This window comes from Calothrix sp. UHCC 0171 (assembly GCF_034931845.1).
In the GTDB taxonomy this organism is placed as follows: domain Bacteria; phylum Cyanobacteriota; class Cyanobacteriia; order Cyanobacteriales; family Nostocaceae; genus Brunnivagina.
This window is the reverse complement of sequence record NZ_JAYGHN010000051.1, coordinates 16,257-27,650: the sequence shown is the minus strand read 5'-3', so window position 1 is coordinate 27,650 and position 11,394 is coordinate 16,257. Positions and strand designations below refer to the sequence as shown.

Sequence of the window (11,394 nt, the reverse complement as noted above, 5' to 3'; positions counted from 1 at the left end):
CCCAAAACTTTTGCCGAGAATTTGGAAAGTCTTTACAAAATAAAGGGTGGCAGGTAGGATATTCCCCTGTTATCCATCAATATGTTAATAGATATGAAGGATTACAAAACGGAACTGTTGGGATTGAATGTGGTCCAAATTCTAGAGAATCAGAAACTCTTTTTGATGTAAACGGTCAAGAATTTAAGGAAACTATAGCTTTTTCTACGCGACATTTTCATACAACGGGTACAAGGTTACTTTTAAGAAAAAAAGATGTAAGAAATCTGAAATTGGAAAATTTGAAAGGCTTACAATTAGAAAAAGAACTTGAAAAACTTCATATTGTAGTAGCTGAGAATACTACAACTTACGATAAATTACGGAGGCTCAAGAACGATTATTATAAAAATGTTATACCTGTGGCACGAACGTATGATGTAAATGCAAGAGATCGCGCATTGAATGCTTTAGACAAGAAAACAATGGAGGATGGAACAAAGGTTGATGCATTTGCCAGTGATGCTGTAATTATTCAATCACTGTTGAAGGAAGGTGTTAAAGAAGAAGGAAATAGTAATAATAAGCCATACTATCAACAAGCGAGAAAAGCTTACGAAGGTCAGGAATTTGTAGCTTTCCCTTATCAAGATTATCTCTCTTATTTAAGCCCAGAGCAATATGTTATTGCAATTAGACAGGAAGATAAACAGAAATATCTTGGCATTATTGATAGTGTTTTATCTGAGTTAGATAATCCATATTCTAAACTAGCGGAGGCTAGCAAGACAATAGATAAATTTGAAAAAGGTGATACTCCGAATTTTGATCAAGCATCTGTATCTGATAAAAAAAGATGGTGGGATATAATAAGGGAACCTGCTACCATACCAGCTGTAATTGCTGCGATCGCATCAATTATTGTCGCACTGCTAAATCCCCAGCTTGTTGCTGCATTTTTCAGTGCAATGATGGGGTTTATAAGCAATATTATAAGAAGGAAATCATCTATATCAAAACCTAGAAAGTTGCGATTAAGCGGTCTAGTCTTGGATAATGAGACTAACACAGCTATCCAAGGAGCAGAAATTAGCCTGAATACAGAAGGTTTACAATCCAGAAGCACGGACGCATTCGGTAATTTTATCTTTCCCGTGGAAAGCTTAGAAAATGAAATTCGACTTTATGTGAATGCAAATGGTTATCGTAAGTATGATAGGTATGTAATTTTTCCGACAAATACAGAAACATTCAATATAGAAATTAGGCTTTCTCGTATAACTTCAACGAATACATCTCAATAAGTTGATTAGTAGTGATGTATGTAATAACTCTTACTTCCCCATTTCCAATATCTCCGGCACTGTCACAAACCGATAACCCTTTTCTTTCAATCCTTGAATTATTAAAGGTAAAGCTTGTACTGTTCTGCGTCTGTCCCCTCCACCGTCGTGCATCAGTACGATGCCACCGGGTTTGGCATCCCGCAATACATTTTTAACAAACACTTGATATTTTGCTTTTGGATCGGTGTCTGCTGATGTTTGTGACCACATCACTACTGTATAATTTTGGCTTTTGGCATAACTAGCCAAACCATTATTCAAATAACCGCCCGGTGGACGAAACAAAGTAGTTTTTACCCCCGTAGTTTTGTAAATTAAATCTGCGGTGCGATCAATTTCACTTTTAGCTGTAGCTGCATCCATTTGTTTATACCAATGATGGAAAGTGTGGTTGGCGATCGCATGTCCTTCTGCAACTACTTGTTTGGCAATTTTGGGATTTTCTTGAATTGCTGTCCCCACCCAAAAAAAGGTTGCTTTCACTCCATTTTGTTTGAGAATATCTAACATTTGTGGTGTGGTTTCTTTCCACGGACCATCATCTAAAGTTAAGGCAATGACTTTTTCATTATTGGGAATTTCAACTTGATAAACTGTTTTTCCCTGAAATTTTGCGGGAGGAGCAAAAGTTAAGTTCTGTGGTTTTGATGTTGGGGATGGATTGTTGGGGGGAATATTTGTGGCGACAACTTGATTTTCCGATGTTTGATTGGATAATTGTACTATTTTAGTTGTGTCACTACATGCTGTAATACAGGCAATACAAAGTGCGATCGCGATGAATCGAACCTTTTTATATTTAAACTCACCCATCAATCACACCTCCTAACTCCAACAATAAACTAAAATCATAAACTGTTTTTGAATGCATACAGACATATTACAAGCTGAAAATCTACTACCCGTAAACTTTACTTTAATCTCAAAAGTTCAAATCTAAGTCAAGGAGTTTGGAAATTGATAAAAAACAGCTTTGGAAAAATTGCGATCGTAATTAAGTCGATTAATTTCAGTATATAAATAAGGAAAATTAGTAGAAGCAGCCTGATATTTGCTGGAATATATTTTACGATTTATTCACGTTGAATAATTGTCAGTTTATTACTGGACATAGTAGCTTGTTTCCGCTTCTCTAAATTACGCAGTGCTAAATCTTTGTACTTCGATGCATCTTGATAGTCTGGCTTAATTTCAACTGCTTTATCGTAGGATGCAAAAGCTTCTTCTAATCTCCCTAGCTTTTCTAAAGCTAAACCTCTATTTTTCCATGCTTGGTAATCATTTGGTTGCAATTCAATTGCCTGATTATAAGCAGTAAAAGCTTCCTCTAATTTTTCTAAACAGCCTAAAGTAGAGCCTAAGTTATTCCAGGCATGGTAGAAATCTGGCTGAATTTCCACTGTTTTTTGAAAGCAGGTGACAGCTTCATCAAATCTGAGTAAATCAATCAGAGCATTACCTTTGTTATACCAAGCTTGGTAGTCTTCTGGTTGAATTGCAAGAGCTTCATCATAAGCTAAGATTGCTTCTTCTTGTTTTCCCAAGTCGCTGAGTGCATACGCTAATTGATACCAAGCACTCTGATATTCTGGCTCAATTTTTACCGCTTTTTGCCAACAAATCACAGCAGTTTCTAAATCACCAACTCTATTTTTGTCTAAACCCTTCTGAAACCAAATTTCTGCATCTTCGGATTCAACATTAACGAAAGTATTTGCATGATGAGAAACTATCTGTTTTTTGCGTTGTTTTAATTGTATTCCAATGCTACTTGCAAGCTCTCCTAACTTTCCAATATCTACCTTACCTAACTTTAACATTCGTAAAGCTAATTCATCATTTTCTACATCCGTAGCTAGCAACTTGTCACTAAAACCTTGTAACCAAACTAATAAATCTGCCTGAATGATATTGCTTCTGTCTAAAAAATCTCTCACCTGTGGTAGACTCCAGCCGTCATTCACTCCATTTAGTAACTGGATAAACAGGGATTCATACTCTGTATCTGTAAGTTTTGCTCTGGGCTTAAGATTATCTTTATAACGATAATTTTTACCATGTTGCATACGAAACAAATTACGAAAAAAGCTTTTCAGCCATTTTATAAACCTTCTAAACATTTGCCGCAAATATAGCTAAAGTTTACCTAAATATAAACGATTATCAGGCAAACGTCTTGTTTTCTAGTTTATTTATACTCTGCGATCGCATAGTCATCCCAGTTATAGAATATCATGATTGATAATACTATGGTGATTTATAACTGGCTACTCGTATTTTTAATTGCCCTTGGCGTGGGTCATTTGTAAATATAAATGTGCCTTCTTCCTTTTCTCCACTGGAAAGAAAATCTATTTGTTGTTCACCTGTCTCTTCAACTTTATCATTAATTTTTAATTCTGCTAATATTTGTACTGATTCGGCAGTTATATCACCTTTATTGACTATTTCAAATGGAACGTAATAATGTCCGTTACTTTTGCGATTTATTTGTTTTTGAATTATGGAAATAAATGGAGGTTCTTGTTTATCATTAATAGCTATATAGATTATCAAGCTAATAATTAGTGCTAAAATGAGTGATGCAATACTAAAACTAACCCACTCTGCTAGTGTTCTTTTTGTCTGCTGTTTTAGCTCGTTGTTTTCTGTTTCTTGAGATATTGCCATAATAATGTTTTATTTCTTTATTTTTCTATTTATGATTAGTTTTATATAGCTAATCTTCCTGCTGCACCACCAATACTTGCAGGTAATCCTAATAATAAAGTATGGTCTAACCACATTGTCCAAGGGTCATTGAATGTAAGTTTCTGAAAAAACCAGAGCATAAATGCAGATGCAATTAGTGATACTAAGTATGCCATTATAGTTTCGCTTGATGGTCTTTGAAATATACCTTCTTGCTGCTGGCGCTTTTGCTGGTTGGAAAAACCTGCTTGAAAAACTATACTATAACTAATCAATAATGAAACTAGAATTATTAGTAATAGCCATATTGGTGAAAATGCGGCTGCCAGCATCGAAATTTCATCTGTAGGAGCTATATTAAAAGCAATAACAGTAGCTCCAATTAGGGTTGCACCAATATCACTCAAGGTTGCATATAATTGCTCTGATTTAGCTGTGGACTTAGAAATTAATTTATGGTTACTTTTTTGATGATTTTTGTGTTGATTTTGCTGATTATTTCTACTATCAGAATCACCATTACTTTCACCTAAAAACTGGTTAGCTAGTGCGACACCAAATGTAAATGGTACGCTTTCAAAAATTATTTTACCTACAGACTCTTTCAAAAAGTTATCAGGAGTTATCTCACGTAATAAAATTAGCATGAATACAGAGCAAATTATACCGATCGCCATCGCCTCGATTGTATTTATAATTGCTTCATAAGGTCGATTATCTTTGCGATATTTACGAAATCCTTCGGTACGGTTGAGTAGATAAACAACGACAAAAGTAAGTATAATCGCAATTATATTCATTTGCGGTTTTACCACAGAACCAATCCACCACACTTCCATGGTATAAAGTAGGGGAATGCCGAATAAAAAGCCGCCGCAAATGCCCCTAATAATATCATTAATCTCACTTACCCAGATGTTAGATTTAATATGTGATTGACGTTTATTTTTCACTTTCATAGTCTTTAGATTATGTAACTAAGTTTAATCATAAGTTGGGAACTACTCATACCTTGTAATATTCAGAACAGGTTTATATTTTAAGTTTCATTTTTTATTTTCAATGCTTAGGATAGATAAAGAGTTGCTCATAGTGCATCCATCAATGGAAATAAGAAACTTGTAAGAGTCTTTTAGTTTTTCTCTAAAAATCATGAAAATATATAAACTACAGAATGTAGTCAATATTTTTTACTTTCTCTTCCTAGCTGACATGAAATCCTCACTCTTTTGGGAGAATGATTATACCGATAAATACTACATGAGGAAGGTGCAATTAAATATAAAACCTCTGTAGGATGGGTTAGCGCAGCGTAACCCATGCAGAAGAAGACTTTGATGCGTTACAGCTACGCCTAACACATCCTACCTTTGATTAAACTTGGGTACTTAAATTCCCAAATAACAACCTTTCATACAATTAAAATTATGACAATATCTACACCTACACGTGGTCAAATTGAGCGTACAGTATCACAAAATATCCAAGCTTTTTATCGCGAACAACTAGGACATCAACCTAGTAAAGTTACTTGCCAGCTAAACGATCGCAATTTAGTCATAGTTATTGAGAATTCTATCACTCCTCCAGAACAATTATTAGCACAAGCAGGCAAGCAAGAACTTGCAGAGCAGGTGAGAAGTGACTTAGGCGAAGCAATTAAGCCGCAAATTCAGCAGATAATTGAGGATATTCTCAGTGTCGAAGTTGTAGAATTACTTAGTGATGCAACGATTGAAACAGGAAGGACTGGGATTATTGCTGTACTTAGTCATGCTCCTAGTATTCGCACTCCATCTGCAAATACAAAAACCCGAAAACGTGAGTTTGTAAATGAGCAAGAAGAAAATCCGATTGGATAGTTATTGATACTATAAAATTATTTAATTATTTGAGATAACTGGAGAAGTAGATAGATAGCTATCTACTTGCAGGAGAATGAGTTTTTTTGTACAGGTAGTCGTAAATTTTGGATTCAAACTCTTCAATCATGAAGGGCTTACAAATATCATCATCAAAACCAGCCAACATAAACTTTGAGCTTAATTAAGTATAAATTACTAGTCGATGACAAGTGAATCGTGCCTTACAATATCATGCACATACTTTCAAAGGGCAACTATATAACGAATTCAGTGACTTCTAAAAAAATACCCAGTTCTCTTGACAGTCTTGTATTACGTGTGTAGTATAAGAATATAAGCAAACAAATAAACCTCCAAAAAAACATTTATATAAGGAGGCAAAATAATGGTCCATATTCGTTTTGAAGGTCGTTCATACGACATGCAAGAGGGGCAAATAAACCTGAATGCAAGTATGAATGATAGCGCTATCAAACAAAGATTAGCGCAACACTTTGATGTTAATCTGAACCGCTTTGAAACCTATGTAATTGACCGCAGACCAAGCGGAGATTTAATTATTAGACCAGAAGCAGTTTATGGTTAATTGAATTCTGGATTTTGGATTTTATATTCAGCTTCCAATTCCAAATTTCAAGTGATAAAAATTTAATTTTTTCGCACCCTAATAGATAAAGCTTACATACAATTGGTTGAAAAACCATGTAGGTTCAAATCCTACCATCGCCATTATCAGGCGGTGTAGCCGAAATGGTATAGGCAAAATGTAAACAACAGCTTTATTAACTTGTGCGAGAATTAAAAAATATTACGAAAAATATCACTTTGCGCCCTAATTTAGAAAGCTTACATACTAGCTCATTTGGTAGAGCATTCGACGTTTAATCGAAGAGTAATAGGTTCGATTCCTATGTATACGCAAACAGCTTTCTTAACTTGCGCGAAGTCCCAAATCATCAATCCTGCGTCCTGACTTATAAAGCCTACATACATATAGTTAATCGTTTGGTTATGGGTGCAAATCCCATCATCTCCGTTATTTGTTTTGATTGATAATTAATCATTAATCATTAATAATTCATTTTGGAGATGTAGCTCAATAGTAGAGCAAGCGAATTGTAAAAATAGCTTTATTAACTTATGTGGGATCAATAAAATTATCTTGCATCCTCATCGAGGAAGTATACATACTTTTTACTTAATTAATTAAAAAAATATTGCTAACGCGCCCTAATCTAAAAAGCCTACATACTAGCCAAATAGTAAGGCACTTGATTTAGGTTCAGGTATATGTGGGTGCGAATCCCACGTATGAACAAACAGCTTTTTTAACTTGCGTGTTAGCTTTATCAAAACTCAAAAAATAAAATATAAAAATCTATCATTAAACTAAAAGGAGGAAAAACAATGCAGACAAATACTTACTTGAATAGTCATTATTTGCATCGAGACCATTCTGTAAAATTAATTTATTTGCCAGTTTCAAGTAATTACCAAGTCAGATTAAAATTAAGCATTGTTTTTCCTTATGAGCGAACATCGTTTGGGCAAAATAGTAATTGAACGTCCGCGTGTGGGATGGAGAATTAGCCAAAAGAAAGTTACCGGATATAAAAAAACTCTCCATAAAATCACCCAAGAATCGATAGAAGATGAAGGCTTATTTAGACCTTACATCATCAAAAATAGATGGCGAACTAAAAGCTTTTCTGATAATTTATCACCGTTGCGGCGTTGGTTGCGATCGCAAGTAAACCAACCTTGGGATATTATTTATAGTGAGCTTTGTCGGAAGATTGAGACGAAGACATTAGCAGGGCAACATTTGCTGTTTCATTTATTAGCAATGGTTGAGCGTGATGTTATTATTATCGATAATGTTCCGTTTTCCCGCAGAAACAGGCAGATTGGTTATTGGGGAGATGAACTCTATATTCATCCGGAAACAGGTTTACTTTGTTTAGTCAAAAAAATATCAAAATCGACTGTTCTCAAACGCGATGATGAAGTGGTTATTAACCAGCAAACTTATTGCAAAATTAATGAAATTTGGTATTTTGTCACCTATTCTGAGGACACCGAAGACGGCATCAAAAAACGTCAATGTAGCAAAAAAGAAATTAAGTTGATTAGACAAAAACTAAGCCAATAATCAACCGTAAAGCTTTCATCTCGTGCCCTAACTAAAAAAGCTTACATACTTTATAGAGCAATAGAAGCTCGCTTAACTTCCACTTAAGAGATTGTAGGTGCGATTCCTACTAAAGTAACCAAAAATATAGCTTTTTTAACTTGCACGAGGTGTCAAAAATCAATAATGATGAATACAGAAATTAAAACTTACTATTCAGTCAGCGAGATTGATAATTTAGTAGCTGCATTTCATAATTTCAGCCTACCACGAAGTGAATGGAATCATGGCGCACACCGAACGATCGCACTTTGGTATCTCATTCATTATGACCAAAATGAAGCTGTAAATAAAATCCGCGATCGCATTCAAAAATATAACGCTGTCAACGGTATTCAAAATACTAAAAATAGTGGTTGTCACGAAACTCTCACTCTATTTTGGATGCAAATAATCCACCAGTATCTATTAAATTTAGAGGTGCAAAGCTCGTTAGTAGAACTAGCTAATCAGCTAATTAATAACTGCGACAAAAACTTACCTCGGAAATACTACAGCCAAGATTTACTGATGTCTTGGGATGCTCGCATCAAGTGGATTGAACCAGATTTAAACAGAATATAATGTAGTTATTGCCGCGCCCCAACTGAAAAAGCTTACATACTACCCTATCACGGTAAAATAAACAGCTTTCTCGACTTGCGTGGTGATTTCAAAAAATCGTCGCGTGCGATAACTACTTCCCCAAACTCTTCATCTATGGAGGTAGTCAAAATGAGCCTTTTAAAAATGAATACAGCAGAACGCGATTTACGTTTGGAATTACTCAATAGCTTGCTGACAACTCCACACCGTGACTTAGCAAAGGTTGCAGAATTCCACAAAATTATGGTCGAACTTGATCCACTTTTCTACGGACATTTAGCTGTATGGTACAACCAAAATGGTGATGTTCGTGACCATAAAGAAGTATTTTTAGGACATTTACTCACCAGCACTTTAACCGAACACCGAGACGCGGGTTTCGTGATGTTGCAAGAATTCCCACCTTATCAAGTCGCCCGCATCGTAGACTTTATGAAGCAGCAACGGGGTAAAGTGCCTCGTTCTGCACGTACCGCAGTGCGTCAATATCTGCAAACTCGCGAAGCCAAAGCCGAATTTTTCGATCGCGCAGCTTTACGGGGACGTAAGGCAATGAAGCACCTCTATGCAACCTTACACATTAAGCCAAGTATGCGTGCAGATGCGGTGTTATTCAAAGATAAGCCTCCTGAAGGTAGTCTTGCATACATCCTCAAGCAACTGGCAAAAGCTACCACCCCCGTAGAACAAGCTACTTTAATTGTTAAATACAATATCCCCTACACAATTGCCGTAGGTGCTGTCAGACAATTAACACCAGTAGTTTTGGTTGCCTTGATTAACTCCATGTCTTCGCAGGAAGTTATCAACAACCTCAAGTCTCTCAAAGAGCGGGGTGCAATGGAACACCCAGAAGTCAAAGCTTTGATTGATGAGAAGTTGCGGGAAGCTGCAAAAAGCGATCGCGTTTCGGCATTTAAGGCAAATGTTGCAGCGAATGTTACCCAAGTAGATGCGGAAACTGTTGCCCAGTTGGAAAAAATCGCCAACACCCAAATCAAAAAGCGCGGTAGCATCAAAAAGTCCACGGCTTTATTGGTGGACAAGTCAGGAAGTATGAATGTGGCGATTGAAGTTGGTAAGCAAATTGCTGCTTTGATTTCCGGTATCACGGCAGCTGATTTGTTTGTTTATGCTTTTGACACTATCGCTTACCCGGTGAAAGCCCAAGGAACGGAAATGACTGACTGGGAAAAAGCCTTCCAGCACATATTTGCCAACGGTGGAACCAGTATTGGTGCAGCATTGGATGTAATGCGTAAACGTCGGCAAATGGTAGAACAAATCATCATTGTCACTGACGAAGGTGATAACACCAATCCATACTTCCACGATGCTTATGCAGCCTACAAACGCGACATGAATGTAGAACCGAATGTCATTATTGTTCGCGTTGGGCAGTGGTGCGACTATGTAGAACGCAAATTGAAGGAAGTACAAGCCCCCGTAGAAACCTTCACATTTGCAGGTGACTACTACTCCTTACCCAACCTTGTACCCTTGCTTTCACGTCCATCTCGCTTGGAATTACTCATGGAAGTTTTGGAAACACCTCTTCCGGTACGTCAGCATAAGTAGGAGATGTGATATCATATCCTGCCTACATACCTAACGATAAAACTGACGCGGAGATGTCTAATAATAACTGACTTACCGGACTCGATGTGAGTGAGGATTGGGGGGATGTGGTGACGCAGGGATAAGTATTCGTGTAACAATAAATTGAACAAGTAGTGTGAGCAGCGTATCTCCTTCGGAGACGCTCCGCGAACGGCTGAGCGCTCATGTCGAAGTCTTGCCCACCTCTGGGAAATAGCAAGCGAGACGCTTGCACTACTTATTTTTACATGATTCCTAACGGTTTATTTGAGGCGATGTTTCTTACTTTGGTCATATTTCTCGTTCTCATGCTCCGCGTGGGAACATATTTCCGGAAGTCTTTATTATATTATTAAGAATAGTTAAGCAAATATATGAAAACTCTTGAACTCTTTACTCATTACAGGAACTGACACCGAAGCTGGTAAAACCGTCTTGACAACAGCTTTAGCGGCTTATTGGCAAAAATATCGCCCCTCCCAGAGCTTGGGAATCATGAAACCGATTCAATCAGGAATAGGCGATCGCGAAATTTACCAAAAATTGTTTTCATTATCACAGTCTTCAGAGGAAATTACACCACTATACTTCCAAGCACCCCTAGCACCTCCAATTGCCGCAGCAAAAGAGAATCGTGATGTTGATTTAGGGATAGTTTGGCAGGCTTTGACGAAATTACAGGGACAACGGGATTTTCTCTTAATTGAAGCTTTAGGTGGTTTGGGTTCCCCCGTGACTGATGAATTAACAGTGGCAGATTTAGCCGCAGAATGGCGTTTACCAACAGTATTGGTAGTGCCTGTAAAATTGGGGGCAATTTCCCAAGCTGTGGCAAATGTGGCTTTAGCCAAACTTACCCGTGTGAATTTGTTAGGTATTGTTCTTAATTGTACCCAGCCGCGTACTGAAGAAGAAATTGAAGATTTGACACCAGTGGGGATGGTGCGATCGCTCACGAATATGCCTATATTTGGCTGTTTGCCCTATCTTGAGAATCCGCAGGATTTGGATAAATTGGCACAAGTAGCATCGAATTTGGATTTAGAGCAACTATTGCAGTTTTTTAATCCCAGAAATAGATTCATTAATAGTCCCTAATCCAGTTTTTCGTTAGTCTGGAAAGAATTTTAGACAATTA

11 protein-coding genes are annotated in these 11,394 nt (G+C 36.9%); 7 read left to right on the top strand and 4 right to left on the bottom strand.

The window, feature by feature from the left end:
• Nucleotides 1-1,283, top strand: a 1,283-nt coding sequence (locus VB733_RS24535; protein WP_323342672.1) for a hypothetical protein, incomplete at its 5' end; no start/stop codon positions are given.
• 30 nt (nt 1,284-1,313) lie between these two features.
• On the opposite strand, the gene VB733_RS24530 is transcribed toward VB733_RS24535, so the two are convergent.
• The 4 genes from VB733_RS24530 to VB733_RS24515 form a co-directional block, all read right to left on the bottom strand.
• Nucleotides 1,314-2,138, bottom strand: coding sequence for a polysaccharide deacetylase family protein (locus VB733_RS24530; RefSeq protein ID WP_323342671.1), 825 nt, complete (start codon nt 2,136-2,138; stop codon nt 1,314-1,316).
• A 260-nt stretch (nt 2,139-2,398) separates the two neighbouring features.
• Nucleotides 2,399-3,445, bottom strand: coding sequence for a tetratricopeptide repeat protein (locus VB733_RS24525; RefSeq protein ID WP_323342670.1), 1,047 nt, complete (start codon nt 3,443-3,445; stop codon nt 2,399-2,401).
• Nucleotides 3,446-3,572: 127 nt separating this feature from the next.
• The gene (locus VB733_RS24520; RefSeq protein ID WP_323342669.1) at nt 3,573-3,995 is read right to left on the bottom strand and encodes a TIGR02588 family protein; all 423 of its coding nucleotides are present in this window, start codon (nt 3,993-3,995) and stop codon (nt 3,573-3,575) included.
• A 41-nt stretch (nt 3,996-4,036) separates the two neighbouring features.
• Nucleotides 4,037-4,975 (bottom strand): TIGR02587 family membrane protein, encoded by a 939-nt coding sequence (locus tag VB733_RS24515; protein ID WP_323342668.1) that lies wholly within the window; start codon nt 4,973-4,975, stop codon nt 4,037-4,039.
• Between the two features lie 468 nt (nt 4,976-5,443).
• Here VB733_RS24515 and VB733_RS24510 point away from each other — a divergent pair, with 468 nt between their 5' ends.
• From VB733_RS24510 to bioD, 6 genes are all read left to right on the top strand, one after another.
• A complete protein-coding gene (locus VB733_RS24510) occupies nt 5,444-5,878 on the top strand; it encodes a DUF2294 domain-containing protein (RefSeq protein WP_323342667.1) in 435 nt (144 codons plus the stop codon).
• A 388-nt stretch (nt 5,879-6,266) separates the two neighbouring features.
• A complete protein-coding gene (locus VB733_RS24505) occupies nt 6,267-6,467 on the top strand; it encodes a hypothetical protein (protein ID WP_323342666.1) in 201 nt (66 codons plus the stop codon).
• 942 nt (nt 6,468-7,409) lie between these two features.
• On the top strand, nt 7,410-8,033 hold the full coding sequence (locus tag VB733_RS24500) for a hypothetical protein (protein WP_323342665.1): 624 nt from the start codon (nt 7,410-7,412) through the stop codon (nt 8,031-8,033).
• A gap of 165 nt (nt 8,034-8,198) precedes the next feature.
• The gene (locus VB733_RS24495; protein ID WP_323342664.1) at nt 8,199-8,636 is read left to right on the top strand and encodes a hypothetical protein; all 438 of its coding nucleotides are present in this window, start codon (nt 8,199-8,201) and stop codon (nt 8,634-8,636) included.
• A 165-nt stretch (nt 8,637-8,801) separates the two neighbouring features.
• The gene (locus tag VB733_RS24490; protein ID WP_323342673.1) at nt 8,802-10,235 is read left to right on the top strand and encodes a hypothetical protein; all 1,434 of its coding nucleotides are present in this window, start codon (nt 8,802-8,804) and stop codon (nt 10,233-10,235) included.
• Between the two features lie 405 nt (nt 10,236-10,640).
• Entirely contained in the window at nt 10,641-11,354 is a 714-nt protein-coding gene (gene bioD, locus VB733_RS24485) for a dethiobiotin synthase (RefSeq protein WP_323342663.1), read from the top strand.
• Nucleotides 11,355-11,394 lie beyond the last annotated feature (40 nt).

Coding starts and splice junctions, on each gene's coding strand:
- VB733_RS24505 (WP_323342666.1), top strand. CDS start 6,267: ATGGTCCATATTCGTTTTGAAGGTCGTTCATACGACATGCAAGAGGGG.
- VB733_RS24530 (WP_323342671.1), bottom strand. CDS start 2,138: ATGGGTGAGTTTAAATATAAAAAGGTTCGATTCATCGCGATCGCACTT.
- VB733_RS24490 (WP_323342673.1), top strand. CDS start 8,802: ATGAATACAGCAGAACGCGATTTACGTTTGGAATTACTCAATAGCTTG.
- VB733_RS24495 (WP_323342664.1), top strand. CDS start 8,199: ATGATGAATACAGAAATTAAAACTTACTATTCAGTCAGCGAGATTGAT.
- VB733_RS24520 (WP_323342669.1), bottom strand. CDS start 3,995: ATGGCAATATCTCAAGAAACAGAAAACAACGAGCTAAAACAGCAGACA.
- VB733_RS24500 (WP_323342665.1), top strand. CDS start 7,410: ATGAGCGAACATCGTTTGGGCAAAATAGTAATTGAACGTCCGCGTGTG.
- VB733_RS24515 (WP_323342668.1), bottom strand. CDS start 4,975: ATGAAAGTGAAAAATAAACGTCAATCACATATTAAATCTAACATCTGG.
- VB733_RS24525 (WP_323342670.1), bottom strand. CDS start 3,445: ATGTTTAGAAGGTTTATAAAATGGCTGAAAAGCTTTTTTCGTAATTTG.
- VB733_RS24510 (WP_323342667.1), top strand. CDS start 5,444: ATGACAATATCTACACCTACACGTGGTCAAATTGAGCGTACAGTATCA.